This window comes from Arthrobacter ruber (genome assembly GCF_002954225.1).
GTDB classification, from domain to species: Bacteria; Actinomycetota; Actinomycetes; order Actinomycetales; family Micrococcaceae; genus Arthrobacter_D; species Arthrobacter_D ruber.
In genome coordinates this window covers 462,900-489,025 of sequence record NZ_PPTH01000017.1, presented here as the reverse complement: position 1 = coordinate 489,025, position 26,126 = coordinate 462,900, and the positions used below count along the sequence as shown (strand labels likewise).

Genomic DNA, 26,126 nt, shown 5'->3' with positions numbered 1-26,126 from the left:
GCGAGTGCGTCGTGCGCGCCAGCGTCGGGAACTTCACCGACCTGCAGTCCCCGGGCTTCGGCATCACGTCGCGGGAGAACGCGGATGGCTGAGGCCCCCTCACCGGAGACTCAGCGCCGCACCGGGCCCACCGCCCCGTGCACCGCCGCCAGGCGCCGTCGTACCTCCTCCGGGGGAATGTACTCCCCCACGGTCGGGTAGGACCCGATCGTGACCACCGACGAGACGATCGTGTGCGGATAGACGTGCACGAGGTTGAAGCCCTGCGCACCGTCCCTGCCCCTCACGCCGCCCACGGCCACGGTGAGGTCCTGCGTGTAGCAGGTGGACGACGCTACCGACACCGGGATCCCCGCGAACATCGCGGACGACGGGAAGTGCGCGTGGCCGGCGATGATCAGGCGGACGTCCGACCCCGCCACGACCTCCGCGAGCCGGTCCTGCCGGCGCAGCTCGGTGAGCACGGCGAGGTCCTGCACCGTCGGGATGGGCGGATGGTGGAGGGCGAGGATGCTGCCCTCGGGCGCGGGCCGGGCCAGCTCCGCCCCGAGCCAGGCCAGCTGCGCGTCGTCGAGCTCCCCGTGGTGGTAGCCGGGCACCGAGGTGTCGAGCGCGATGACGCGCAGCCCGCCCAATCGGTAGCTGCGGTACAGCGGCGTGTCCTCCGGCGGCTCGCCGAGTAGCGCCGCGCGCAGGGCGGGCCGCTTGTCGTGGTTGCCCATGAGCCAGATCACCGGAGTGCCCAACTCCTCGGCGACGGGCTCCACGACCTCCCGGAGGGACGCATAGGCGTCGGGGGCGCCCTTGTCCGTGAGGTCGCCCGTGAAGACGAGCGCATCGGGACGGACGCCTGAGCGCCCCACCTCCTCCAGCAGCTGGGCGAGCCGTTCGCGGGCGTCGACCCCGCCGTACAGCGGGCCGTCGGCCACGAAGTGGGTGTCGCTGAAGTGGAGGAGGAGATGGTCGGCGGGAGGGTGCTCCCCCGAGAGGGCTGCACCCTCGGGTCTACTGGGAGTCGGCATGGGCGCTAGGCGGTGGCCTCGGCCGTGGCGCGCTCCGGCGCCGACCGCTCCTGGTCGAACACCAGTTTGTCCATCAGCTCCGCGATCCTGTCCCAGTCGTGGCGCCTCAGCAGCTTGCGCAGCTCGGCGGACGGCGGTTCACCGGCCCGACCCCGCAGGGCCTCGCAGGCCGCGGCGAAGCCCTCGGCGTCGTCCTGCAGCTCGACGACGCCCGGGAAGTCCGCGACGACGTCGGGCACCCGGGTGGAGACCACCGGCAGCCGGGACGCCAGGTACTCCAGCGTCTTGGTGGGGCTGATGGACTTCGTGGCCTCGTTGAGGGCGAACGGCATCAGGGCGACGTCGAAGTCGGCCATGTGCCCCGGCAGGTCCTTGTAGTCCTGCTGTCCGTAGTAGGTGATGTTCGGCGCCTGCGGCAGGTCCGATTCCTCGATCTTGCAGATGGGACCGATCATCCGGATCTCCCACTCGGGCAGGCGCTCGGCGAGGCCCGCGACGAGGTCGAGGTCGAGCCGTTCGTCGAGCACGCCGACGTAGCCGGCCACCGGCTTGCTGCGGTCCGGGTCCGCCGCCCGCGCGGCGGCCGCGTAGTGCGCCACGGAGACGCCACTCGGTACCAGGTGCGCGTCCTCCCTGCCCTGCTTGACCACCGACCGGTGCAGCGAGCGCCCGCCCGCGAACACGACGTCGGCCCGCTTCAGCGCCTGGCGTTGCCGCACGAGCAGCTCGGGAGCCGCGTTCCGGAAGGCCGCGAGGTCGTCCATGACGTCGAACACGAGCGTGGTCGGCTCCAGGGCGAGGGCGGCTTCCAGCACCAGGGGCGTGTAGATCCACACGACGCGCTCGCCCGTGGGCGGGCCGAGGAGCTGGGGCAGCTGCGCGACGTAGTCGGGCATGACCTCGTCGAAGAAGCCCACGTGCCGGCCCTGCTCCGGGATCTCCAGGTAGACGCGCGTCAGGCCGTCGATGTCCGTGGTGCCCAGCCGGTTCTCCGTCAGCTCGACGTCGGGCGGCGTGAGGGGTTCCTCGACGAAGTAGGTCGTGCGCCCCGGGGCACGGTTCAGGCGCGACACGAGCTGCTGAGGCCGCTGCCAGACCCATTCCCACCGCAGGTGGGACAAGACAATGAGTTCACTGTGCATCGACGATCCTCAATTCCATTCGAGTGGTTGTACGGGGGAGGCGGGAACCGAGATCGGTCCCGGGAGGCTGCTGCCAGTCCCAGTGGGCCATCTGCTGCCGGTAGCCCTGCAGCCAGGTGGCCACGGGTTCACCGAGCACGTAGGCGGGGAGGTCCGCGGCGCGGGCTCCCCCGGCCGCGAGCGCGTACGACGTCGACATCACGGACGTCCGCCGCTCGAGGTCCTCGTCGAGCCAGTAGGCACCCACGGGGTCCACGTGGCCCTCGCAGCGGAAGAGCAGGGAGTTCCAGTCGGTGGAGTCGATGACGGGGAACCAGCAGACACCCTCCAGTGCCACGCCGCGCGTCTGGGCGTCCTCGCATTGCTCGAGCACGTACTTGAGCCAGGTGGCGCGGTCCGAGGTGCGACCGCGGACATTGGTCTCGGTGAGCATGCACGGCACCGCGTACCGCTCCCAGTACTGCTGGATCTGGTCGGCCAGTGGCAGCGGGGTGGGCGTGGGCGCCGTGCCGCCCTGCTCGGAGAAGTTCCACTGGCAGTGCGCGTAGTAGTCCAGGCCGAGCACGTCGATGGTCCCCGTGGGGAGACCGAGCAGGCGCTCGCCACCCACGGGGGCGAGATCGCGGCCGAGCTGGCTGTCGACGTCGTACCCGCGGCCCAGGAAGGCGTCGAGGGCGAGGAAACGGCGGTCGTTGGCCATGTCTGCGTACCGCTGCCCGGATTCGTCGGAGCCGGTGTGGAACTCGCAGGTGTCCACCCAGACGTGCCGGGCGGCCGGCAGCAGCTCCCGGTACAGGGTGCTCGCCTCCGCGACCGCCGGGAGCACGTTGACCAGGAGGTCCACGAATCCCTGCAACCCCGAGTGGTAGGGCGGCCAGATGGCCTCGTGTCCGCACAGGAACAGGGTGGAGAAGGGCTCGTTGAAGAGGGTGTACTCCTCCACCCACGGGTAGCGGCGGGCGAAGGCCTCCGCGTAGCGCAGGTAGGCCGGGCCGAACCGCGTGTCGGCGAAGCCCTCGGCGAGCCATGCCGGGTAGCTCGTGTGGTGCACGAGGTCCACGATGGGCCGGAAGCCGTGCTCGTGCAGGTAGCCCAGCACCTCGTCCGTGGAGGACCAGTCGAAGACGCCCTCGACCTCCTCGATGCGGTGCCAGCGGACGGGGTAGCGCAGCCGGGTGATGCCCGACTTCGAGAGCAGGGCGAGGTCCTCGCGCCAGCGGATGTCGTGCTCCGTGGTCTCGACGATGTCGCGGTCGTGCGCGGGCATGAAGGTGCTCTCGAAACCACCGATGATCTCCAGCGGAGGTCCGACCTCCCGGGGGCTCACGGTGCCTCCTCCGACGGGGTGCGGCGCGTGCCGAGTTCCTCGTAGACGACGTCGAGCAGTTCGGCGGCCCGCAGGTTGAGCCGGCGCGACTCGTCGAGGTCGGCGTCGAGCCGGACGACCTCCGCGCGCAGCTGCTCCACCTCGCCGCGGAGTGCCAGCAATTCCTGCATCTCCCCCCGGAGCGCCAGGACCTGCTCCGCGAGGTCCTCCGGTCCGGTGAACTGCAGCTTCATGTCCTGGGTCGTCGCCCGGGGTGTGGCCTGGGTCGTGTCGGTCATGCCCTCTCCCTCCTCACGAGCACGCGGCGGCTTGTCGCCTCGCCTGCTCCGTCGTCGTCCTGCTCCTCGGCACTCAGCGAGTACCGGTGCAACTGCTCCTGGAATCTCGTCCAGTCCACGGGCTGGTACTCCATCCAGCTCGCCGACCCTTCCGCGCCGGCCACCCCCACCTCGAGGAACGCGGTGCTCCCCGGCGCCGCCAGCAGGTGCTTGACGAGCATCAGCGTGGTGTCCCACCCCAGCGGGTTGAGCGCGTTGAAGAGGTGGTTCGCGTGGACGTGCACGGTGGTGTCGAGCTCGGCGCACCGCTTCCGCAGGTGCAGCGCGTGGCGGGCCATGGTCAGGTTCGCGCGTTCGAAGCGGACGCCGTCGTCGTGCGCGAGGTGCTCCTTCGCCCACGCGAGCGCGGGCCGGCTGTAGTCGACCGCCAGGACGCGGTGGCCGCGGTCGGCCAGGTACCGGGCGTCGGCTCCGAGACCGCACCCGAGGTCCAGGACGGTCGACGACGGCGGCAGCTGCTGCGCGGCGGAGACGGCGAGGTCCGAGGGCGTGATGCCCGGCCCGGCCTCGATCTCGGCGCGATGGTGGTCCTCCCAGTTCTCACGGTCCACGTCGAAGTGGTTGAGCCACCAGTAGTAGCGGCGGAACGCGGCGGGCGGCGTGGCGAACGTGAACGTGGGATCCGGCACCGCCCAGGACGGCCCGTAGATGGCGGTGAGGAGCTGCGCGGGTTCGGCGGGGCCCGGCAGCATCCTGCCGTTCACGGACAGCGGCTTCAGCGGGTGGAGGGTGACCGTGTCCGCGCGCTCGCGGGCGTGGAAGGTTCCGTAGAACCAGCCGTCGCACTCGAAGTAGGTGAAGATGTCGAGGTAGAAGCTGTCCGTCACCGTGCCGCCGGGGAACAGCAGCTGCAGGTGCCCGCTCGAGTGCCGGACCGTCTCGTACCCCTGCTCCGCAAGCGTCCGCTCGATGCGGAAGCTCTCGAGGGCGATGTCGGACGGGTTGGTGTGCCCGCTGAAGTAGGCGAGGTCGGCGTCGTCGTCGTGGGCCAGGATCCGACCGTCCCGGACCGGGCCGAGGAGCGTGCCGCCCGTGACGAACAGGTCGATCCCGAGCGTACGGTGCAGCACCTCGATGAGGCGCTCGGCCTCGTCGAGTACCTGCTCGAGGAGGGAGGCGTCACGGCCCTCGAAGGACCGGGCGATGCGCCCCCACTTGTTGACGACCAGCGGGATCCCCGTGCCCGGCTCGTTCAGGCCGAAGTCGGTCGGGTGGTCGTCGAACGCCACGGTGGCTGCTGCCACCTCTCGGCCCGCGTGCTCGACGGCGAGCCGTGCCCGGCCCGTGAGCCGCTCGGCCAGCGAGGCCGGCCAGGGCAGGGTGAGGGCGCCGTCGTCGTCCGCCCCCGGGGCGCGGACCGTCCAGATGCGGCGCCCGCCGAGCAGGACGGACAGGGCGTCACCGGAGGGGATGCGGGCGTCGGGAATCACCAGCCGCTGTGCGTCGGCTGTGAGGGACCCCGCCCTCACCGGACACTTTCCAGCTGGGTCGGCAGTGGATCGACCTGCGCCAGGCGGACATCGAAGACCTGCCCCGTGGTGTCGGAGGCGAGGACCTGCGCACACACCCGGGCGACGTCGGCGGCCTGCACGAGCGTGGCCTCGTCCTCGTGACCGAACGCCTTCTCCCGCATGGGCGTGGCGGTGCGGCTCGGGCTGATGCAGTTGACCCGGATCGAGTCGCAGCTCCACTCGTCCGCGAGCGCCTGCGTGAGGTTCACGAGCGCCGCCTTCGTGGCCGAGTACACCGTGTACTTGGCGCGGCCGCGCGTGTAGGAGCTCGAGGAGAACAGCAGCAGGGACCCGCGGGAGGCCGCCAGGTGGGAGTGGGACTCCTGCGCGACGACGAACGCGGCCATGAGGTTCACGCCGACGTCGTGCTGGAGCTGCTCGTCGGAGAGACCCACGAGGTCGCCGATCGTCAGGACCCCGGCGGTGAGCACCACGTGGTCGATCCGCCCGAACCGGTCGGCGGCGTCGGCCAGGGCGCGCGCGACGGAGGCGCGGTCCTCCACGAAGGTGCCGCTGCCGGTCCTGCTGTGGCACAGCACGTGTGCGCCCTCGTCAGAGAGCTGCCGGCCGAGCTCACTGCCGATGCCCGAGCTGCCACCGAACACGACGACGACGGCGCCACGGAGCGAGGCGGCCCGGAACGGCAGGGCGGGGGCGTTCTGGTGCTTGAGCTGGAACAGCTTGTCGGCCAGGTGGATGTCGATGGGGTGCGTGATCTTGATGTTGGCCTCGTGGCCCGGCACCACGATGATCGGGACGTCCGGGCAGTACTTCAGCACCACCGAGCAGTCGTCCGTGGCAGCGAAGTCCGGGTCCTGGTGCGCGGACCCGTAGGCCTCCATCAGCGTGTCCCACCGGAAGGCCTGGGGCGTCTGCCCGCGGCGGAGGGATGCCCGCGGCGGCACCGCGCGGATGATGTCGTGCTCGTCCACCTCGATGATGGTGTCGGCCGAGGGGATGCCGGTGTCGACGGCGTCGTAGGTGTCCAGCGCATCGACGCACGCGCGGATGATCGCGGGGTCCAGGAGCGGACGGACGGCGTCGTGGAAGACCACCTTGGAGCCCGGCGTCGCGATCTCCCGCAGCGCCAGGTAGGAGGTCTCGTTGCGGTCGCGGCCGCCGGGCAGCAGCCCTGCCAGCTTCGGGAAGCGCTCCCGCGTCACGAGCTTCTCCGCGCGGTCCATGGAGCCCGGATCCATCATCACGATGATCTCGTCGATGACGGGGCACTGCTGGAAGATCTCGACGGTGTGCTCGAGGCTCGTGCGGCCCGCCACGGGTACCAGCTGCTTGGGGATCTCGAGGCCCATCCGCGTGCCGATACCACCGGCGAGGATCACGCCGACCGTTCGTCGTCGGGAGCGCGCCTCATCGTCCGCTGCGCGTGGTGCGTCCATTCCATCGGTGATGGTCGACATTGCCGCCTCCTTCGTACGATTCGTTCCCTGCCCGGGATTCCGTCAGCGTACTGACGGTCCACGGGATCGGACAGGAGAAGTTCGGCGGGTGAAGCCCTTGTGCGGACGCCTGTTCTTTGCCTCGTGTTCGCCGGGCGTTCACTTCCAGGGGTCCTCCGGGGGCAGTTCCCGTGCCTCCCGGGACCCCTCCGGCGCCACGCGGGCCCCTGGTCCGGGGCGATAACCTGAGGCCATGGCAATCCGGGTGCTCGCAGTGGGCCGCAAGCACGAGAGCTGGGTCTCCGAGGGCATCGAGCGCTACGCGAAGCGCCTGAAGAAGCCGTTCGACCTGTCCTGGCAGCTCATCAACCACTCCGCCCGCGAGCACGACGCCGCCCGCAGGGAGGAGTCCGAGCGGCTCCTCGCCCGGCTCGGTACCGACTACGTGGTGCTCCTGGACGAGCGCGGCAAGGCCATCGACTCGCCGACGCTCTCCCGCACCCTCCTGCGGCCGCTCGAGGCGTCCCGCAGCGTCACGGTGATCATCGGCGGCGCCTACGGCGTGGACCCGCAGGTGCACCAGCGCGCCGACTTCGTGTGGTCCCTCTCCCCGCTGGTCTTCCCTCACCAGCTCGTGCGCCTCATCCTCGCCGAGCAGGTGTACCGCGCGCAGGAGATCGCCGGAGGGCGCTCCTACCACCACGAATAGGCGCCACCCGGCTCCCACCGGCATCCTGCAGCCCGGCATGAGCCCGGCGTGAGCCCTGCGCGGGCCTGCGCGGGCAGGGGCCCGGATGGTGGCGCAGATAACGATCACGGCACGGCGTTCTCCGCCCACTGGCGCTCCGGGATCCCGCACGTAGGGTGAGGGCATGACTAGTCTGCTGGGGAGCAAGCGTTGGATCATGGCCGCTGCGGCCGCCGGAACCCTGATGGTGGCGAGCGGTTGCGCGTCGTCCGGGACGGACGGCGGCGGGGCTGCGGCACCGCCGGTGTCGTCGTCGGTATCGTCGTCGGCTTCGGCATCGCCGTCGGCATCGCCGTCGGCATCGGGCTCGGCCACCGGCACCACGGAGCCGTCGGCATCGCCGTCGTCGGGCCCGTCCGGGGCCGCCGAGCCGTCTGCCTCGGCTTCTACCTCCGCCTCCTCTTCCGCGGATCCGACGCCGAGCGCGGCGCCGACGCCCGCGGCGGGTGGGACCTGCACGGCGGCGCAGCTGACCGGGAGCGTCGAGGACCAGCTCGGCGGCGCCGGGGCGGGCAGCGTGTCCCGCACCATCGTGCTGACCAACGCCTCGGACCAGGAATGCACCGTGGACGGCTTCCCGGGGGTCTCCTTCGTGGACGCATCCGGTGCCCAGATCGGCGCTCCCGCGGACCGCGACGGGTCGGCGTCGGTCCCGGTCACCCTCGCGCCGGGGGCGTCGTCCACCACCACGGTGCGGCAGACGAACGCCCAGAACTACGGTGCCGACTGCGGGCTCACCCCCGCCGTCGGGCTCCGCGTGTACCCGCCCGGCGCCACCGACTCGCTCGTGCTGCCGCAGCAGCTGCCCGCGTGCTCCGCGACCTCCGTGGTGCTGATGACGGTCGGGACGCTGCAGCCCGCCTCCTAGCCGGCTCGGGCCGTCGGGTGATCCTCGATCGGTGGATACCCTCCCGGACGGTGCTGCTGCGTCCGGCGTCGCGATCGAGGGACCGTTCGCATCACCTCGCGAAGTGTGCCCCTACGAGGCGTTCGGAGTGCTCCCAGATCCTGTCGGCGTCGTCCGTGCTCGTGAGCGGAGCCCAGAGGTCCCGTCGGGCGGGTGGGCCACCGAGCACGCGTCGGGGGCCGTAGAACTCATCGCCTCGTGCCGTCGGGTCGGTCGCCGCCATCAGTGCAGGGCCCGCTGCGCTGTCGACCGTTCCCGTGATTCCCACGCGGGACAGGAGGCGGATCAATCGGCGGCTGCCGGTCTCCTTCGGGCGGCCCATGGCCGGCTGCGCGGCGAGCAGATTGGTGGGCGAGATCCCGGGGTGTGACAGATTGCTGGTCAGTCCCCAGCCCTCGGCTCGGCTTCGGGCGTCGAGGGCGCGGGCGAAGAGTCCCACGGCGATCTTCGACTGGGAGTACGCCTTCATGCCGTCGTAGTCCTTCTCCCAGTTCAGGTCGTCCCAGTTGATTCCGCCCTGTCGAGCGGCGACACTCGTCTGGTGGGTCACACGGGCGCCGCCGTCCCGGAGTAGCGGGAGGAGGCCGAGCGTGAGTGCGAAGTGCCCGAGGTGGTTGGTACCGAACTGCAGCTCGACCCCGTCCTTCGTGGTCAGGCGGTTCGGTGGGGTCATGACACCGGCGTTGTTGATCAGGATGTTGATGGGGCGACCCTCGGCGGTGAGTGTCCCTACCAGTGACGCCACCGAATCCAGGGAGGAGAGGTCCAGCGCCCGCGTGGTGACGTCGGCCCCCGGCACCCGGGTGCGGATCCGTTCGGCCGCCGCCTGCCCCTTGGCCGCGTTCCGTACGGGCAGGACGACGTCGGCACCCGCCCGTGCAAGGCGAGTTGCGATGACGTAGCCGATGCCGTCGCTGGCTCCGGTGACGAGGGCGTACGTGCCGTGGAGGTCGGGGACCTGGAAGTCGGAAGTGCGAGTCATGAGCGTGACACCTTCGGGTGGGGGATGATCTTTTCTGCTACCAGCTCATGGTCACGGTCCGCCATGGGCGCATCCAGTGCGCGCCCATCCACTGATCGGGAATCCACCCCTCGGACGGGAGGATCACGGAGGAGTGGATGCACCGATCGCCGCAAGGACCTGCAGCTTGTCGTAGCTGTCACTTCCGGGGGCGGCCGTATAGACCAGGAGGCGATGGGACTGCTCCGGATCGAGCAGTGTCTGGCATGCCAGTTCGAGCGGCCCGACTCCCGGATGGTGGAAGCGCTTCACCTCCGGGGGCCGTACGCCCACCTCCTGGGCGGCCCAGACATCGTGGAAGGTCCCGCTCTGCTCGAGAAGCAGGGTGGCGAGCTGCGCTGCCCGCGACCGGGGGCCGCGCAGCGCGGTCAGTTCCCGCAGCCCGGCGGCATACACGCGGGACAACACCTCCTGCTCCTCGGGCGGGTAGTGCGCCCGAACCGATGGATCGGTGTACCACCGGTAACCGATACACCGGTCCACGCCCCTGCGATGAGACGCGTCGCCCATGATCGCCGCCGCCAGCGGGGTCTGGCGAAGAGTCTCGCCGAGTTCGGTGACGATCTCCGCAGGAGTGTCCTGCAGGCGATCGAAGACACGGAGCAGACCAGGGCTGATGTGCTCGCTCGAGGTCCCGCGAGGAGGTGGCTGGTGCCCGGCGAGACGGAAGACATGGTCACGCTCGTCCAGCGACAGACGGAAGCCCTGCGTGATGGCACCGACCATCTGCTCCGACGGTGCCGGTCCCGTGGCGCGCTCCAACCGGGCGTAGTAGTCGGTGGACATGCTGCACAGCGCTGCCACTTCCTCCCGGCGCAGGCCCTCCGTCCGCCGGCGGGAACCCCGGACCAGTCCGACGTCCTCCGGCTGCAGCGCCTCGCGCCGGTGGCGCAGGAACGCAGCCAGTCCCTCCCGATCGATCATCGCCGTCGTCCTCCCGTCCCGTACCACCATCGAGCCTCTGATTCACTCCCTGCATCCCCGACGGCACGTCCAACGCCCGGGACGCCGGGCAACCCGGGCGCCCCGGCCGTCTGCAGCCCGAGCAGCCGCAGCCGCCAGGCCGCGAACACGAGCAGCGCGGCGGTGGCCAGTGCGAGCACCAGGGTCAGCCAGGGCAGCGCCGCGACGATGGCGACGACGCCCAGGAGCGCGGCGCCCGCTCCGGCCGTGACCATCACGCGGCCCCGCTCCAAGTGCCCGTACACCGCGAGGCCGATCCCGAGCACCACCCACGCACCGAGTCCGCGGAACGCCTCCACGGCCCCGCCGAGGAGTGCACCGAGTTCCACGACGACGGCGAGGACCAGGTAGGCACCGGGGCCGGCGCGCATCGCGGGCGGGTGGCGGACGAGCCACGGCGCGGTCAGGAGGATGAGCACCAGCGTGCCGACCACGAAGTAGACGGCCGTGCGGCCCGTGTCGCCGTCGAAGACCAGCGCCGCCACGGCCCCGCCGACGAAGAGGGACCCGATCCCCGCCACCGGCAGCCAGTTGTGGGACACGTGCCCGCGGGGGACGCGAGGCTGAGCGGCCCCTGCTTCTCGTGCCGCCATGACCGCTCCTCCCCCGGCCGCGCGGCGCGGCTCTCCCCTGAAACCTACTCCCCCCGCCCCTGTGGCGGGAGTAGGACGGAGGTGCGCCGCACCTCCGTCGAGTGTCGGTGCGCTGGGGCATGATGAAGTGGTGACGACGCAGGTACTGACGAGGTTCACCCCGGCCACGCACGAGTGGTTCGCCGGGGCCTTCTCCGAGCCCACGCCCGCCCAGGAGGGCGCGTGGTCCGCCATCTCGGCCGGGTCCAACGCCCTCGTCGTCGCACCCACCGGCTCCGGCAAGACCCTCGCTGCGTTCCTCTGGGCGCTGGACCGCCTGATCGCCTCGGGCGAGGGGAACGGCGATCTCGAACCGGAGGCCCCCGCTCCGGCGAAGGGCCGGAAGACTCCCCCGAAACCGAAGCGCAGCACCCGCGTGCTCTACATCTCGCCGCTGAAGGCGCTCGGTGTGGACGTGGAGCGGAACCTGCGCGCACCGCTGATCGGGATCACCCAGACGGCCAAGCGCCTGGGACTGCCGGCGCCCGGCATCACGGTGGGCGTCCGCTCCGGTGACACCCCGCAGGCCGAGCGGCGTGCCATGCTCACGCGGCCGCCGGACATCCTCATCACCACGCCCGAGTCGCTGTTCCTCATGCTCACCTCCAAGGCGCGGGAGACCCTGATGGAGGTGGACACCGTCATCATCGACGAGGTCCACGCCGTCGCGGGCACCAAGCGCGGGGCGCACCTCGCGGTGTCCCTGGCCCGCCTCGACGCCCTGCTCGACAAGCCCGTGCAGCGCATCGGCCTCTCGGCCACGGTGGAGCCCAAGGAGACCGTGGCCCGCTTCCTCGCGGGCAACGCCCCGGTGGAGATCGTCGCCCCGCCGTCCGAGAAGAAGTGGGACCTGACCGTCACCGTGCCCGTGGAGGACATGACGGAACTCGGAGGGGCCGCGGCGAACACCGACGACGACGGCGACGCCGTGCCGCAGGCGAGCATCTGGCCGCATGTCGAGGAGAAGATCGTCGACCTGATCGAGCAGAACCGGTCGACGATCGTGTTCGCGAACTCCCGCCGGCTCGCCGAACGCCTGACCGCACGCCTCAACGAGATCCACGCCGAGCGCCTCGAGCGCGACGCCGTGTGGGCCGCGGGCGGCAACCCTGCCGCCGTCGAGCCCGCGGCGCCGTCCTTCGCGCACACCACGGCCACGCCGGCCGAGATGATGGCCCAGGCGGGGCAGAGCAACGGCGCGGAGCCGCTGCTGGCCCGCGCCCACCACGGCTCGGTGTCCAAGGACCAGCGCGCGCTCATCGAGGACGACCTCAAGTCCGGGCGGCTGCGCTGCGTCGTCGCCACCAGCTCCCTCGAGCTGGGCATCGACATGGGCGCGGTGGACCTCGTGGTGCAGGTGGAGTCCCCCCACTCGGTGGCCAGCGGGCTGCAGCGCGTGGGCCGCGCCGGCCACCAGGTGGGCGAGGTCTCCCAGGGCGTCCTGTTCCCCAAGCACCGCGGGGATCTCGTCAACACCACGGTCACCGTGGAGCGCATGCTCGCCGGGCAGATCGAACCCCTCTACATCCCCACCAATCCGCTGGACATCCTGGCGCAGCAGACCGTCGCCGCCGCGGCGCTTGGCACCATCGACGTCGAGGAGTGGTTCGACGTCGTCCGTGCCTCCGCGCCGTTCGCCACCCTGCCGCGGTCCGCCTTCGACGCGACCCTCGACCTCCTCGCCGGCCTGTACCCGTCCGACGAGTTCGCCGAACTGCGCCCGCGCATCATTTGGGACCGCGTGGAGGGCACCATCACGGGCCGGCCCGGGGCCCAGCGCCTCGCCGTCACCTCCGGCGGCACCATCCCCGACCGCGGCTTGTTCGGGGTGTTCCTCGTCGGATCCGAGGGCGAGGGGCCCCGTGCGGGAGGCCGCCGCGTGGGGGAGCTCGACGAGGAGATGGTGTACGAGTCGCGTGTGGGCGACGTCTTCGCGCTCGGGGCCACCAGCTGGCGCATCGAGGAGATCACGCACGACCGCGTGCTGGTCTCCCCCGCCTTCGGGCAGCCCGGCAAGCTCCCCTTCTGGAAGGGCGACTCCCTCGGCCGGCCCGTGGAGCTCGGCCGCGCCCTGGGCGCCTTCAACCGGGAGATGTCCGGCTCCACGCCGGACAAGGCCCAGGAGCGGTGCGCGAGGATCGGCCTCGACGCGTGGGCGTCAGGGAACCTCATCACCTACCTGACGGAGCAGCGTGAGGCCACCGAGGTGGTTCCCAGCGACCGGACGCTCGTCGTCGAGCGGTTCCACGACGAGCTCGGCGACTGGCGCGTGGTGCTCCACAGCCCCTTCGGGATGCCCGTCCACGCGCCCTGGGCGCTCGCCGTCGGCGCGCGACTGGAACAGCGGTACGGCATGGACGGTGCGGCGATGGCATCCGACGACGGCATCGTGCTGCGCGTGCCGCTCATGGACGACGAACCGCCCGGTGCGGACCTCTTCCTGTTCGATCCCGAGGAGCTCGACGGCATCGTCACCGCCGAGGTGGGCGGTTCCGCGCTCTTCGCCTCCCGGTTCCGGGAGTGCGCCGCCCGCGCCCTGCTGCTGCCGCGGCAGAACCCCAGCAAGCGCACGCCCCTGTGGCAGCAGCGGCAGCGCTCGGCGCAGCTGCTCGACGTCGCCAAGAAGTACCCCACCTTCCCGATCGTCCTCGAGACGGTGCGCGAATGCCTGCAGGACGTCTACGACCTGCCCGCCCTCAAGGACCTCGCCGCATCGATCGAGCGCCGGGAGCTGCGCATCGTCGAGGTCACCACGCAGCAGCCCTCGCCCTTCGCGCGGTCCATGCTGTTCGGTTACGTGGCGTCCTTCCTCTACGAGGGTGACTCGCCCCTGGCCGAACGCCGGGCCGCTGCGCTCTCCCTCGATCCCACGCTCCTCAACGAGCTGCTCGGGCGGGCGGAGCTGCGGGAACTGCTCGACGCGCGGGTCATCGCCGAGACGGAACTCGAGTTGCAGCGTCTCCGGCCGGACCGTCTGGCGCGCGGACTCGAGGGCGTCGCGGACCTGCTGCGCCTGCTGGGGCCGCTCACCGTCGGGGAGATCGCCGAGCGGCTCGAGGCTCCGGCGGATGCGCAGCCCGCCCTCCCTGCCGCCGGGTCGGGTGGCGCCCAGGCGCCCGGCGTCCTCCACGGGATCGACCTTCGGGCCGGGGACGAGGACCCGGACGAGGACCTGTCGGACGAGGCGCTCGCCGCTGCCGCAGCCTCCCCTGCCCCGACGCCCGGCCGTGCCTCACCCGACCTGGTCCGGGAGCACGTCGCGGCCCTGGTGAAGGCCAACCGGGCGCTGACCGTGCACATCGCCGGCGTCGAGCGCATCGCGGCCGTGGAGGACGCGGCCCGGCTGCGTGATGCCATCGGCGTGCCGCTGCCCATGGGCATCCCGCTGGCGTTCATCGAGCCCGTCGCCGATCCGCTCGGGGACCTCATCGGGCGCTACGCGCGCACACACGGTCCGTTCACCGCCGCCGAGGCCGCCGCCCGCCTGGGGCTCGGCGTCGCCGTGGTCACGGGATCCCTCCAGCGCCTCGCCGGCGCCGGCCGGGTGGTGGAGGGTGAGTTCCGACCCGCCGAGTCGGTGCCCGTCCTCGACATCTCGGCGGCCTCGGGCGCTGCTCCGGGCACCATCACCGTGCACACCCCGGCGGCCAGCGAGTGGTGCGACGCCGAGGTGCTCCGCCGCCTGCGCCGCCGCTCGCTGGCCGCGCTGCGCCAGGAGGTCGAGCCGGTGGACCCGGCGGCCTACGCACGGTTCCTGCCGGCATGGCAGCACGTGGGCTCCAGCCTGCGCGGGCTCGACGGCGTGGTGACCGTGATCGACCAGCTCTCCGGCGTGCCCATCCCGGCGTCCGCCTGGGAGCCGCTCATCCTGGCGCAGCGCGTCGCCAACTACGCGCCGGCCATGCTCGATGAGCTGACCGCCACCGGCGAGGTGCTGTGGTCCGGCGCGGGATCCCTCGCCGGCAACGACGGCTGGATCGCCCTGCACCTGGCCGAGAACGCCCCCCTGACGCTCCGCCCCGACCCCGCCTTCGAGCCCTCCTCTCTGCACACCGCACTGCTGGACCTGCTGGCCGGCGGCGGCGGCTTCTTCCTGCGGCAGCTCACCAATCTGCTCGACGTGCAGGAGGCGACGACGGACACCGCCGTCGTCACGGCCCTGTGGGACCTGGTGTGGGCGGGCCGGATCAGCAACGACACGTTCACGCCGGTACGCGCGCTCCTCGCCCACGGCAAGACGGCACACAAGCAGAAGCCCGTCCCGGCCCGGGCACGGACCTCCCGGGCGGGACGCCTCGGCCGGGCGCCGGGCAAGTCCCTCACCGGCGCTTCGATGCGCCTGACCGTGGGAGCGGACGACGGCGGCGCCTACCAGCGGCCCACACCGCCCCTGGCCGGCGGGCGGTGGAACATGCTGCCCGGGGTGGAGGCGGAGACGACGCTGCACGCCCACGCCACGGCGGAGCTGCTGCTGGACCGGTACGGCGTGGTCACCCGCGGAGCCGTGGGCAACGAGGGCATCCCGGGCGGGTTCGGCCTCATGTACAAGGTGCTGGCGCGTCTGGAGGAGATGGGCCGGTGCCGGCGCGGCTACTTCATCGAACACCTCGGCGCGGCCCAGTTCGCGGTGCCCGCCACGGTGGACCGCCTGCGCTCCTTCAGCGCGGACAACCAGCTGCCCACCGCGCAGGACGTGCTCGGCGGGGAAGCGGCCCCCCTGAAGGCCGTCGCGCTCGCCGCCACCGATCCCGCCAACCCCTACGGCGCGGCGCTGAGCTGGCCGCAGGCCGACGGCGGACACCGTGCCGGACGGAAGGCGGGCGCCCTCGTGGTCCTCGTGGACGGAGCGCTCGCCCTCTACGTGGAGCGCGGCGGGAAGACCCTGCTGACCTTCACCGAGGACCCGGACGTGCTGCGCGCGGCCGCCCTGTCGCTGGTGACCATCATCCGCCGCGGCGCCGCGGACAAGATGGCCCTCGAGAAGGTGAACGGCGGCGAGATCCTGGACACGGACATCGGCCGCGCTCTGGCCGACGCCGGCTTCCACTCCACGCCGAAGGGGCTGAGGATCCGTGCCTGAGGGCGATACCGTCTGGCGGGCAGCCCGCGAGCTGCATCGCGCCCTCGCGGGGAAGGTGCTCACGCGCTGCGACATCCGCGTGCCCCGCTTCGCCACCGTGGACTTCACCGGGGACACCGTGCAGGAGGCCGTGGCCCGCGGCAAGCACCTGCTGATCCGCGGCGGGGGCGAGGACGGCTGGGACATCCACTCGCACCTCAAGATGGAGGGCCTCTGGCACGTCTACGCCCGCGGGGAGAAGTGGCGCCGGCCCGCCTTCAAGGCCCGGTGCATCCTGGAGACGGACGGCGCCGTCGTCGTCGGGTTCGAACTCGGATTCCTCCGCGTGATCGCGCGTGCCGAGGAGGAGGAGGCGGTGGGGTACCTGGGACCGGACCTGCTCGGGCCGGACTGGGATCCGGACGAGGCGCTCCGCCGCCTGCTCGAGCAGCCCGAACGTCCCATCGGCCTGGCCCTGCTCGACCAGCGCAACCTCGCCGGGATCGGCAACGTGTACCGGTGCGAGCTCTGTTTCCTGGCCGGTGTCCACCCGCTCACGCCGACCGGCGAGGTGCCCAACCTGCCGCGCATGGTGGAGCTGTCGAAGAAGCTCCTCGAGGCGAACAAGGCGCGCAGTACCCGGGCCACCACCGGGCAGCTGCGCGGCAACACCCTCTGGGTCTACGGGCGGTCGCGGCGAGGGTGCCTGCGCTGCGGGACGCCCGTTGCGCTCGAGCAGCTCGGGGACAAGGAGACCGAGCTGCGCGAGCTCTACTACTGCCCGCACTGCCAGCCGCGATTGGAAGCCGCAGCAGGGACGGCACTACCCTGACGGGATGGACGGCGACGGGCGGGTGATGCGGTGATGGCGATGCGTTCCCCCCTGCCCGTACGCAACGGCGTGAACGCGACCCGGCTCCGGCTGCCCGCCGAGGGGCCCTGGGAGACGGCGCTGGAGTACATCCTCGACCGCTTCGACCACGTCGACCCCGACGGCATCGGCCGGCGATTCGACCGCGGGGAGGTGGTGGCGCTGGGCGGCGAGGTCCTCACACGGACCACGCCGCTGGGCGAGCACACCTTCGTCTGGTACTACCGGGAGCTGCCGGTCGAGGAGCGGCTGCCGGTGGAGCTGTCGGTGCTGCATCGCGACGAGCACCTGCTCGTCGTCGACAAGCCGCACTTCCTGCCCACCACCCCTGGCGGGATGTACGTGGCGGAGTCGGCCCTGGTCCGGCTGCGCGTGGAGCTCGATCTCCCGGACCTCATCCCCATGCACCGACTGGACCGCATGACCGCGGGCATCCTGATGTTCTCCACCGACCCGCAGACCCGCGGCGCGTACCAGCTGCTCTTCGAGAACCGGCGCATCAGCAAGGAGTACCGCGCGGTCGCGCCGGTGCGGCCCGAACTGCACCTGGACACCGAGCCGCGGGACGTCAGGAGCCGGATCGTGAAGTCGCGGACGTACCTGCTCGCCCAGGAGGTCGAGGGACCGCCGAACACGCACACCACGGTCAGCCTGCTCGAGCAGCGCGGGGACCGGGGCCTGTACCGGCTGCAGCCGCACACCGGCAAGACGCACCAGCTCAGGCTGCACATGGCGTCGCTGGGACTCGGGATCGTCAACGACCCGTTCTACCCGGTGCTGCACCCCCGGGCACCCGATGACTACGCCCGGCCACTGCAGCTTCTGGCCCACAGCATCGCCTTCACGGATCCCGTGAACGGCGAGGAACGTCGGTTCGAGTCCGGCCTCGTGCTGGGCGAGTCCGCCTGAGGCGTCGGAGATCCGGTGACGGCCGTGGACCTCTGCCGCCCGGCGGACGGTAGATTTGCAGGGTGGACCTGCCCGGCACGGACATCCCAGCACCGCTCTACCTCCTCGTCATGCTCGCCGTCGTGGTCGTGGACGTCGTCCTTCCCGTGGTGCCCTCCGAGCTCCTCGTGATCGGTGCCGGCACCATGTCGGCACACAGCACGCTGCTGCTCCCTTTCGCGATCGTCACGGCCTTCGCCGGCAGCTGGCTCGGCGACGTCGCGCTCTTCCTGCTGTTCCGGCGCCGCCTCACGCATTTCCTGGACCGCTTCCGGTGGGGACGCTCCATCCACCGCGGACTGCGCAACGCGATCGACAAGGCGGGCACCTCGCCCACCTACGCCGCCGTCGTCGCCGTCCGCTTCCTTCCCGGCGGCCGGACCGCGAGCGTGGCCGCCGCGGGTATCGCCGAACTCCCGCTGCGCCCGTTCATGCTCGCGGCCGCGGGCGGTGGCGTGCTGTGGACCGCCTGGCTGCTGGGCCTCGGTTTCGTGGCGGGGGCGTCCACGGGCCTCCCTGCCGGCGTCAGCGCCCTGCTCGGAATGGCGGTCGGTACGCTGGTGGGAGCCATCACGGCGGCAGTCCTCGCCGTGAGGAAACACCGGAAGGCTACGAACGCGCATGAGCACCCCGAAGACCCCGGGACCCAGGGTTCCTGACAAGCCCGTCCGGCCGCCGACGATCGCGCCGTCGACGCCCGCGGCCGAGCCGCCCTCCGACACGGCGAGCGTCCTCGAACGCCTGCGGGCCGCGCAGCCACGCGCGGTGTCCACGCACGACGACGACCAGGACCGCCGGACGGACGAGTCGCAGGGCACCGGGACCCTCCCGAGTGCCACCGCGTCAGCCGGCGCGCAGGGAGCCGGCGGCGGATCCGGCACCTCGGACCGGCACCGCACCGCCTCAGAAAAGGCGAGGATCGCCTCCGACCGGGCGAGGGTCGCGGCCGGGAGGACGAGGGTCGCTGCGGACGCGACGTACAGGGCCGCCCGTCGGGGCAGCACTGCTGCAGTCCGCACCATGGGTTCCTGGGATCGGGACCTCGTGCGGCAGACCGCCGTCACCGTGTGCGCCATCGCGTGCATCCTCGGTTCGGCCGCGGGAGTCGGCGCCTTCGGCGGTCCGTCGATCAGGGACGCCGCCGGCGGACTGTTCGCTCCTGACGCGACCCTGCTCGCGCCGTCGTCGTCGGCGTTCGCCATCTGGAGTGTCATCTATGCGGGTCTCATCGCGTACACGGTGTTCCAGTGGCTGCCGTCGCAGCGCCGGTCGGAGCGCCAGCGGCACCTGGGCTGGACCGTCGCGGCCTCGATGCTCCTGAACCTCGCCTGGATCCTGAGCGCGCAGGCGGACCTGCTGGTGCTGAGCCTCGTAGTGATCATGCTGCTCTTCTTCACGCTGCTCGCGGCCGTCCGGGCCCTGAACGACCATCCCAGCGAGACCCGGCTCGAGGGGGCGCTCGTCGACACGCCGATCGGACTGTACCTCGGGTGGGTGCTGGTCGCTGCTGCGGCGAATGCGGCGGCGCTCCTCACCGCAGGGGGCGTGGACCTGTTCGGCTGGGGCGGCGCCCTGTGGGCGGGTATCGGCGTCATCGCCGTCATGATGACCGCCGCCGTGATCTGCTCCACCGACCGCGGACGCCTCGCCGTCGCGGCCGCCACCTCGTGGGGCCTGCTGTGGATCGCCGTCGAGCGCGTGCTGGGGCAGCCGGTCGCCTTGAGCGTCGCGTTCGTCGCGGCCCTCGCCATCTTCCTGCTGCTCATCACGGCCGGATCGCGCCGTCACCGCGTGGACCACGCCTACCGCCGCTGGCTCCGCGCGCAGGAGGACGCGCAGCGCGAGCCGCTCGATCTCCTCGGCGACGACTACGAGGACTCGCGCTCCTGAGCACCCCGGCCCGGGTGGGTCGGGAGCCTCTACCCGCGGCTGCATCCCGGTTCTCAGGACCGTGAAGTGCGAAGGGGTGAACATTCCCGCTTCACCGCGTCGAGGGCTGGCACCGAGTGGGTGGACGCATCGTGGCTGGTGCCAGGATCAGTCCTGCTCGCCCACCGTGACGGCGATCTTGCCCCGCACGTGGCCCTCGATGCTGCTGCGGAAGGCGTCGGCGGCGCGCTCCAGCGGGAAGGTCTCCGCGAGGACCGGCTTCACGCGCCCCGCCTCCACGAGTTCCGTGAGCGCGAGCAGGTCTGCGGGCTCGGCCCGCACGAAGATGTAACGCCCGCCCGTGTCCTTCGCCGCGACGTCGGCCACCGATGCCGCGCGCTTCTGGTCCTTGAGGTGCTCGAGGGATGCGACCCTGTCATCGCCGCCCACGAAGTCGACGACGGCGTCGAGCCCGTCCGGTGCCGCCTTGCGTAGGCGCTCCGTCAGGCCCTCCCCGTAGGTCAGCGGTTCGGCGCCGAGCGAGCGCAGGAACTCATGGTTCTTCTCCGACGCGGTGGCCAGCACCCGGGCTCCCCAGGCCTTCGCGATCTGGATGGCATAGGTACCAACGCCGCCCGCGCCGTTGTGCACGAGGACGGTGTCGCCCTCCCCCGCGCCGACCGCCTGCAGGGACTGGTACGCGGTGAGCCCCGCCAGCGGCATCGTGGCCGCTTCGGCCCAGGACACGTTCCGTGGCTTCCGGGCGAGCGTCCGGACGGGGGCGGCCACCTGCTCGGCGAACGTCCCGAGCCCCACGGTGTCCATGCGGAGATAGCCGATGACCTCGTCGCCGGCCTCGAACTCCGTCACGGAGGGGCCGGGCTGCACGACGACGCCGGCGACGTCCCATCCCGGGATCACCGGGAAGTAGGTGGGCAGCGCGCCGTCGAGGTAGCCCGCGGTGATCTTCCAGTCCACGGGATTGACCGACGCTGCGCGCACGTCGACCAGCACGGAGTCCGGTCCCACCTTCGGGTCGGGCTGCTCCCCGTACTGCAGGACGTCGGGGCTGCCGTACTGCTCGTAGAACACTGCCTTCATGCGGTTCTCCTTTTGGGATGCCGGTGCGGCAGCTGCCGTTCTGCTGCCAGAGGCGAAACCGGCACCGCCCTGCACGTATTCCGGCCGTGCGGGACGGCAGCCTCGGGCACGACGACAGGTGCGACGCCGGCCGACTCCCCGATCAGCCCGTGTTGCGCATGCCCGCGGCGACGCCGTTGATGGTGATGAGCATGGCGCGCTGGAGCTGTCCGTCGGGCTGCCCGCCGTCGGCCTCCGCGCGCACACGGCGCAGCAGCTCGACCTGCAGGTAGGAGATCGGGTCGAGGTACTGGTCGCGGACCGCCAGCGAGCGCTTGAGGACGGGCTGGTTGTCGAGCAGTTCGAGCTCGCCGGTGAGGTGCCTGATCTCGGCCAGGGTCAACTCGTACTCCTCGCGGATCACGGCGAAGAGGTGCTGCAGCTCACCCGGCACCAGGGCGTCGACGTAGTGTGCAGCGATCTCGAGGTCGGTCTTGGCGAGCGTCATCTCGACGTTGGAGACGACGGACCGGAAGAAGTGCCAGCGGTCGAGCATCTCGGCGAGCACCCCCTCGTGCCCCGCCTCGCGGGCGGCCCGCAGTCCGGAGCCGACACCGAACCAGCCGGGGACGATCTGCCGTGACTGCGTCCAGCCGAAGACCCACGGGATGGCCCGGAGCCCGCCGAGTCCGCTGCCGGAGTCGGGACGCTTGGACGGGCGCGAACCGATGTTGAGCGAACCGAGCTGCTCCACCGGCGTCGAGGCGAGGAAGTACGCCGGCAGGTCCTCGTGATCGATCAGTGAGCGGTACCGGGCGAAGGCGGCGTCGGACACGGTCTCCATGACCTCGGCCCAGCGTCCGCGGTCGTCGTCGGACGTACGGGGTGTGCGGTGCAGGGCCGACCCCTGCATGACGGCGGCGAGGGAGAGTTCCAGGTTCTCGCGGGCCAGCGCCGGCAGGGAGTACTTGTCGCTGATGACCTCGCCCTGCTCGGTGAACTTGATCTCGCCCTCGAGCACGCCGTTGGGCTGTGCGAGGATGGCGTCGTACGTCGGGCCGCCGCCGCGGCCCACCGACCCGCCGCGTCCGTGGAACAGGCGGAGCCGGACGCCGTGCTTGGCGGCGACGTCGCGCAGGCGGCGCTGGGTCTTGTGGATCTCCCACAGGCTCGTGAGCACGCCCGACTCCTTGTTGGAGTCCGAGTACCCGAGCATGACCTCCTGCAGGTCACCGCGCAGGCGCACCACCTCGCGGTAGGTCGGGTCGGAGAGCAGGGTGTCCACGATCTCGGCGGAGACGCGGAGCTCGTCGACCGTCTCGAGGAGGGGCGCGAAGCCGATCTTCGCGAAGGCCCCCGAGTCCGGGCCGCCGGAGCCGTCACCGACGACGTCGACGAGTCCCGCCTCACGCGCCAGGACCACGGGCGCGAGGACGTCGTCCGCCCCTCGGGTCATGGACACGATGTAGGTCTCGATGACATCGGGGCCGTAGGTTCCCAGCGCCGAGGCGATCTCACGGAAGACGTCGAAGGTGCGCCGTGCGCCGTCGTCGAGCGGTGGGTTGACCGTGGCGAGCGGGCGCCGGGACGCGAGTTCGCGGGACAGCGCCCGCAGGCGGTCCTCGCGGGTCAGCTCGAGGTAGGGCACGTCCAGCTCCCCGAGGCGGTCGGTCAGCTGCGCGATGACGTCGTGGTGCATGTCCGCGTGCTCACGGACATCGAGGGTCGCCAGGTGCAGGCCGAAGGAGGAGATGACCCGCGACGCCATGGCGAGGGCGCCGTCGGCCGCGAGACCCGCCGAGTGCTGCCGGAGCGAGTCGCCGACGAGCTGCAGGTCCGCGAGCACCTGCGCGGTGGTGTTGTAGTCGCGGCCGGGCTCGTGCGCGGTCTGGTTCTGCACGCGGGACGCAGTGTTGAGCAGCTTCGCCTTCACGCACGTGAGCTTGAGCCGGTAGGGCTCCTGGGCGTTGAGCTCGAGGACGCGCCTGTCGAGGCGGGGCAGGTTCGCCAGGTCGCGCTCGATCGAGGCGGACAGTTCCTCGGATGCCCCGACGATCGCCGTCGACGACGACAGCGAGGAGATGAGCCGGTCGACGAAGTGGAGGGCGATCCGGACGGCCTGCTGGTTCTGGATCTGCAGGATCTCGCGCGTCACCGCGGCGGTGACGTTCGGGTTGCCGTCGCGGTCACCGCCGATCCAGGAGCCGAACTTCAGCGGGGCGCCCTCCGACGGCAGGGCGGCTCCGTGCTCGGCCAACAGGTCCGAGAGGTCCTCGAGCAGTTCGGGCATGGTGGTGGTGAGGATGTCGCCGAGGTAGTAGATGGCGTTGCGGGCCTCGTCGATCGGCGTGGGGCGCACCTGCCGCAGTTCGTCGGTCTGCCAGATCAGGTCGATCACCTCGGCGAGCCGGCGGTCCTGCCGGCGTCGTTGCCGGGAGCCCTCCGGCGTCGTGTCGGCGAGGATGTCGGAGAGCCGGCGGAGCTTGTCCAGCACCGAGCGGCGCGAGGCCTCCGTGGGGTGCGCGGTGAACACCGGGCGGACGTCGAGCGCCCGCACGACGTCGGCGAGCGCCTCGGGACCGGCGTCGGCTGCGATCCGGGTGACGGTCTGGGCGAGCCAGCCGTCCTCCTCGGAGCGGGTCCTCAGCCCGCGCACCCGGTGCACCTGCTCCGCGGCGTTCGCGAGGTGGAAGTAGGCCGCGAAGGCGCGCACGAGCTCGGTGGCCCGGTCGATGGGCAGGGCGGCGAGCAGTTCGCGCACCTGCTCCGCGAGGGCGGCCCGCTCGGCGTCCGTGCCGCTGCCGGACTCCTTGGACTGCTTGGTGAGCAGACGGACGCGCTCCACGAGGTCGAGCAGCTCCGGGCCGTGCTGCCGTACGAGCGATTCACCGAGCAGCGTGCTCACGCGCCGCACGTCGGCGCGGAGGTCGGAGCTGATGTCGTCGGGAGCACTGGCGAACGGGTCGGCGGCCTGCAGAGGAGACACTTCGAGGGGCACTGTCACAACGGCCTGCTTTCAGGGCATGGAAAACGGGGCGTATGCGGCACTGGATACGACGGATTGCTGTTGGGATACTACCCAGTAATGTGTCGGGCGCCTCACCCCGTCCGTCATGTGACCGGGCGCCCGCCCCGACCGGCCGATCAGGCGAAGGCCGAGATGCCTGTCAGCGCCCTGCCGACGATGAGGCTGTTGATCTCGTAGGAGCCCTCGTAGGTGTAGACCGCCTCGGCGTCCGCGAAGATCTTCGCCATCCCGAAGTCCGTCACGATCCCGTTCCCGCCGAGGATGGACCGGCCGAGGGCGACGGTCTCCCGCATCCGCGCGGTGGTGAAGGACTTCGCGAAAGCGGCCTGTGGCATGTCGGACGCGCCCTGTCCCTGGAGCTGGGCCACCCGCACCATGACGCCCAGGCTCGCCGTCGTGTTGCCCATCATCGTGACGAGCTGGTCCTGGACGAGCTGGAAGCCTGCGATCGGCCGCCCGAACTGGTGGCGCTCCACGGCGTACTGCCGGGCGACGTCGAACGCGGCCAGCTGCTGTCCGACGGCCTGCCAGCCGACCAGGATGCGGGAGCCGAGCAGGAGTTGCCGGGTGTCGTCGAAGGACTCGATGCCGGCGAAGCGGTCGGCTTCCGGGATCCGGACGTCGGTCAGGGTGATGTCGGCATTCTGGACCGTGCGGAGCGCCGTCTTGTTCCCGATGACGGTGCGGGTCACGCCGGGCAGGGTGGCGTCGAGGATGAAGCCGCGCACGCCTCCTGTGCCGGTGTCCCGTGCCCACAGGAGCATGTAGTCGCAGAAGGTCCCGTTGCCGATCCACCGCTTGACGCCGTTGATGATCCAGGTGTCGCCGTCGCGCGTGGCGGTGGTGGCCATGCCGCCGGCGACATCGGACCCGTGCAGCGGCTCCGTGAGCGCGAAGGCACCGGTGATCCTCAGGTCCATGGCGTCCTGCAGGAGGCGGGCCTTCTGGTCCTCGCTGCCGAAGGTGTGGAGGGCTTCGACGAAGAGGTCGTGGTGGACCATGAAGAACGTGGCGATCGAGGTGTCGGCACGGGTCAACTCGGCGATCACGAGCCCGCTGAACAGGTGGCTGTAGCCCTGCTGCACGGGCGTGCTGAGGTTCAACCCGGCGAGCTTGGGAAGGATCTCGTGGGGGAACTCGGCGCGGTTCCACCATTCGACGGCGCGCGGTGAGACCTCCTTGGCGAGGAAGTCACGCACGTCCTGCAGTTTCTCCCGCTCATGGGCGGCGAGGAGCGATTCGAAGCCGAGGAAGTCGGCGCTTGGCAAGTGGCTCTCCATCGAGCCGTCCTTTCGATCGAGCTGAGACCGGGCGGTGAAGCCGGAGTGGCGCGTCCTACTTCGGTGCCATGCGGATGGCGCCGTCGAGGCGGATCGTCTCGCCGTTGAGCATCTGGTTCTCGACGATGTGGGCGGCGAGCGCCGCGTACTCGACGGGTCTGCCGAGGCGGGACGGGTGCGGCACCTGGGCGCCGAGGGAGTCCTGGGCCTCCTGCGGCAGTCCCGCCATCATGGGCGTCTCGAAGATGCCCGGGGCGATCGTGACGACGCGGATCAGGGATCGTGCGAGCTCACGGGCGATGGGTAGCGTCATGGCCGCGACGCCGCCCTTCGACGCCGAGTACGCGGGTTGCCCGATCTGGCCGTCGAAGGCCGCGACGGATGCCGTGGTGATGATGACGCCGCGTTCGTCGGAGCCGCCGAGGCCGGTCACGGTGGGGGTGGCGGCCATGGCCTCTGCGGCGAGCCGGATGACGTTGAATGTGCCCACCAGGTTGACGTTGATGACACGGGCGAACTGCTCGAGCGGCAGGACACCCTCGCGCCCGAGGACCTTGCCCGGCGTGGCGATACCGGCGCAGTTGACCACGATGCGCAGCGGCCCGAGCTCGGAGGCAGCGGCGACCGCCGCCTGCACCTGCACGGGATCGGCGACGTCGGCTGCGACGAACCGCACGCGGGTACCGGACGGGTCGAGCTCCGTCGCGGCCCCGGTGCCGGCGGACTGCGGGAGATCGACGAGCACCACCGAGGCGCCGTCGTCGACCAGTCTGCGGGCAGTGGCGAATCCGAGTCCGGACGCACCTCCGGTGACGAGCGCCACCGATCCCCTGATGTCCATGCTGATCCTTCCGCGCCGGGAGGACCGCCGTTGGTCCGTCCCCACGCCCAGCATACTGTGACGTGGCCCACTGCGCACCCGGACGGGGTTCGACTGCGCATCGTGCGCAATCTCCGGTCGGGCCGGCGTGGCTAGGGTGGTC

At 71.3% G+C, this 26,126-nt stretch carries 20 protein-coding genes; 7 read left to right on the top strand and 13 right to left on the bottom strand.

All coding sequences use genetic code 11. The features are described from left to right. Positions 1–110: 110 nt before the first annotated feature. Genes CI785_RS13350 through CI785_RS13325 form a run of 6 tightly spaced genes read right to left on the bottom strand, consistent with a single transcriptional unit; the run spans position 111 to position 6,758 of the window. Positions 111–1,022: a phosphodiesterase gene (locus CI785_RS13350; protein ID WP_105032553.1), complete on the bottom strand. Its 912-nt coding sequence runs from the start codon at positions 1,020–1,022 to the stop codon at positions 111–113. A gap of 5 nt (positions 1,023–1,027) precedes the next feature. Then, on the bottom strand, positions 1,028–2,164 hold the full coding sequence (locus CI785_RS13345) for a glycosyltransferase (RefSeq protein ID WP_105032552.1): 1,137 nt from the start codon (positions 2,162–2,164) through the stop codon (positions 1,028–1,030). Further along, positions 2,154–3,491: a family 1 glycosylhydrolase gene (locus tag CI785_RS13340; RefSeq protein WP_105032551.1), complete on the bottom strand. Its 1,338-nt coding sequence runs from the start codon at positions 3,489–3,491 to the stop codon at positions 2,154–2,156. The genes CI785_RS13345 and CI785_RS13340 overlap by 11 nt, the downstream gene beginning before the upstream one ends. After that, a complete protein-coding gene (locus CI785_RS13335) occupies positions 3,488–3,769 on the bottom strand; it encodes a DUF6752 domain-containing protein (RefSeq protein WP_105032550.1) in 282 nt (93 codons plus the stop codon). Before CI785_RS13335 ends, CI785_RS13340 begins: the two co-directional genes overlap by 4 nt. Next, positions 3,766–5,259, bottom strand: coding sequence for a class I SAM-dependent methyltransferase (locus CI785_RS17575; protein WP_240615195.1), 1,494 nt, complete (start codon positions 5,257–5,259; stop codon positions 3,766–3,768). Before CI785_RS17575 ends, CI785_RS13335 begins: the two co-directional genes overlap by 4 nt. A 35-nt stretch (positions 5,260–5,294) precedes the next feature. Then, on the bottom strand, positions 5,295–6,758 hold the full coding sequence (locus CI785_RS13325) for a bifunctional cytidylyltransferase/SDR family oxidoreductase (RefSeq protein ID WP_240615194.1): 1,464 nt from the start codon (positions 6,756–6,758) through the stop codon (positions 5,295–5,297). A gap of 232 nt (positions 6,759–6,990) precedes the next feature. On the opposite strand from CI785_RS13325, the gene CI785_RS13320 reads away from it, so the two are divergent. Together CI785_RS13320 and CI785_RS13315 are read left to right on the top strand one after the other, a co-directional pair. Next, positions 6,991–7,446 (top strand): 23S rRNA (pseudouridine(1915)-N(3))-methyltransferase RlmH, encoded by a 456-nt coding sequence (locus CI785_RS13320; RefSeq protein WP_205753630.1) that lies wholly within the window; start codon positions 6,991–6,993, stop codon positions 7,444–7,446. Between the two features lie 163 nt (positions 7,447–7,609). Beyond that, positions 7,610–8,353 carry a DUF4232 domain-containing protein gene (locus CI785_RS13315; protein WP_157940271.1) on the top strand — a complete coding sequence of 248 codons (744 nt, stop codon included), beginning with the start codon at positions 7,610–7,612 and terminating at the stop codon, positions 8,351–8,353. 91 nt (positions 8,354–8,444) lie between these two features. Here the strand turns inward: CI785_RS13315 and CI785_RS13310 are convergent, their stop codons facing one another. The 3 genes from CI785_RS13310 to CI785_RS13300 form a co-directional block, all read right to left on the bottom strand. Further along, a complete protein-coding gene (locus CI785_RS13310) occupies positions 8,445–9,374 on the bottom strand; it encodes an SDR family oxidoreductase (protein ID WP_105032548.1) in 930 nt (309 codons plus the stop codon). 123 nt (positions 9,375–9,497) lie between these two features. After that, positions 9,498–10,337: a helix-turn-helix transcriptional regulator gene (locus CI785_RS13305; protein ID WP_105032547.1), complete on the bottom strand. Its 840-nt coding sequence runs from the start codon at positions 10,335–10,337 to the stop codon at positions 9,498–9,500. Continuing rightward, positions 10,334–10,969, bottom strand: coding sequence for a hypothetical protein (locus CI785_RS13300; protein ID WP_157940270.1), 636 nt, complete (start codon positions 10,967–10,969; stop codon positions 10,334–10,336). Before CI785_RS13300 ends, CI785_RS13305 begins: the two co-directional genes overlap by 4 nt. Here CI785_RS13300 and CI785_RS13295 point away from each other — a divergent pair. From CI785_RS13295 to CI785_RS13275, 5 genes are all read left to right on the top strand, one after another. Further along, the gene (locus CI785_RS13295) at positions 10,968–16,088 is read left to right on the top strand and encodes an Lhr family helicase (protein ID WP_105032545.1); all 5,121 of its coding nucleotides are present in this window, start codon (positions 10,968–10,970) and stop codon (positions 16,086–16,088) included. The genes CI785_RS13300 and CI785_RS13295 overlap by 2 nt on opposite strands. After that, positions 16,081–16,899: a DNA-formamidopyrimidine glycosylase family protein gene (locus CI785_RS13290; protein WP_105032544.1), complete on the top strand. Its 819-nt coding sequence runs from the start codon at positions 16,081–16,083 to the stop codon at positions 16,897–16,899. The genes CI785_RS13295 and CI785_RS13290 overlap by 8 nt, the downstream gene beginning before the upstream one ends. Before the next feature lie 39 nt (positions 16,900–16,938). After that, entirely contained in the window at positions 16,939–17,847 is a 909-nt protein-coding gene (locus CI785_RS13285; protein WP_105032695.1) for an RluA family pseudouridine synthase, read from the top strand. 62 nt (positions 17,848–17,909) lie between these two features. Beyond that, complete coding sequence (locus CI785_RS13280) at positions 17,910–18,545, top strand: DedA family protein (RefSeq protein ID WP_240615192.1); 636 nt, start codon at positions 17,910–17,912, stop codon at positions 18,543–18,545. Next, positions 18,508–19,776 carry a TspO/MBR family protein gene (locus tag CI785_RS13275; protein WP_105032543.1) on the top strand — a complete coding sequence of 423 codons (1,269 nt, stop codon included), beginning with the start codon at positions 18,508–18,510 and terminating at the stop codon, positions 19,774–19,776. Before CI785_RS13280 ends, CI785_RS13275 begins: the two co-directional genes overlap by 38 nt. A 147-nt stretch (positions 19,777–19,923) precedes the next feature. Here the strand turns inward: CI785_RS13275 and CI785_RS13270 are convergent, their stop codons facing one another. From CI785_RS13270 to CI785_RS13255, 4 genes are all read right to left on the bottom strand, one after another. After that, positions 19,924–20,856, bottom strand: coding sequence for an NADP-dependent oxidoreductase (locus CI785_RS13270; protein WP_105032542.1), 933 nt, complete (start codon positions 20,854–20,856; stop codon positions 19,924–19,926). A gap of 142 nt (positions 20,857–20,998) precedes the next feature. Then, positions 20,999–23,821: a phosphoenolpyruvate carboxylase gene (ppc, locus tag CI785_RS13265; protein WP_240615191.1), complete on the bottom strand. Its 2,823-nt coding sequence runs from the start codon at positions 23,819–23,821 to the stop codon at positions 20,999–21,001. Positions 23,822–23,979: 158 nt separating this feature from the next. Next, positions 23,980–25,143 (bottom strand): acyl-CoA dehydrogenase family protein, encoded by a 1,164-nt coding sequence (locus CI785_RS13260; RefSeq protein ID WP_105032541.1) that lies wholly within the window; start codon positions 25,141–25,143, stop codon positions 23,980–23,982. Between the two features lie 55 nt (positions 25,144–25,198). Continuing rightward, a complete protein-coding gene (locus CI785_RS13255; protein WP_105032540.1) occupies positions 25,199–25,984 on the bottom strand; it encodes an SDR family NAD(P)-dependent oxidoreductase in 786 nt (261 codons plus the stop codon). Between the last annotated feature and the right edge of the window lie 142 nt (positions 25,985–26,126).

Coding starts and splice junctions, on each gene's coding strand:
- CI785_RS13315 (WP_157940271.1), top strand. CDS start 7,610: ATGACTAGTCTGCTGGGGAGCAAGCGTTGGATCATGGCCGCTGCGGCC.
- CI785_RS13350 (WP_105032553.1), bottom strand. CDS start 1,022: ATGCCGACTCCCAGTAGACCCGAGGGTGCAGCCCTCTCGGGGGAGCAC.
- CI785_RS13300 (WP_157940270.1), bottom strand. CDS start 10,969: ATGGCGGCACGAGAAGCAGGGGCCGCTCAGCCTCGCGTCCCCCGCGGG.
- CI785_RS13260 (WP_105032541.1), bottom strand. CDS start 25,143: ATGGAGAGCCACTTGCCAAGCGCCGACTTCCTCGGCTTCGAATCGCTC.
- CI785_RS13310 (WP_105032548.1), bottom strand. CDS start 9,374: ATGACTCGCACTTCCGACTTCCAGGTCCCCGACCTCCACGGCACGTAC.
- CI785_RS13255 (WP_105032540.1), bottom strand. CDS start 25,984: ATGGACATCAGGGGATCGGTGGCGCTCGTCACCGGAGGTGCGTCCGGA.
- CI785_RS13305 (WP_105032547.1), bottom strand. CDS start 10,337: ATGATCGATCGGGAGGGACTGGCTGCGTTCCTGCGCCACCGGCGCGAG.
- CI785_RS13275 (WP_105032543.1), top strand. CDS start 18,508: ATGAGCACCCCGAAGACCCCGGGACCCAGGGTTCCTGACAAGCCCGTC.
- CI785_RS13285 (WP_105032695.1), top strand. CDS start 16,939: ATGCGTTCCCCCCTGCCCGTACGCAACGGCGTGAACGCGACCCGGCTC.
- CI785_RS13345 (WP_105032552.1), bottom strand. CDS start 2,164: ATGCACAGTGAACTCATTGTCTTGTCCCACCTGCGGTGGGAATGGGTC.
- CI785_RS13295 (WP_105032545.1), top strand. CDS start 10,968: ATGACCGCTCCTCCCCCGGCCGCGCGGCGCGGCTCTCCCCTGAAACCT.
- CI785_RS13320 (WP_205753630.1), top strand. CDS start 6,991: ATGGCAATCCGGGTGCTCGCAGTGGGCCGCAAGCACGAGAGCTGGGTC.
- CI785_RS13270 (WP_105032542.1), bottom strand. CDS start 20,856: ATGAAGGCAGTGTTCTACGAGCAGTACGGCAGCCCCGACGTCCTGCAG.
- CI785_RS13335 (WP_105032550.1), bottom strand. CDS start 3,769: ATGACCGACACGACCCAGGCCACACCCCGGGCGACGACCCAGGACATG.
- CI785_RS13325 (WP_240615194.1), bottom strand. CDS start 6,758: ATGTCGACCATCACCGATGGAATGGACGCACCACGCGCAGCGGACGAT.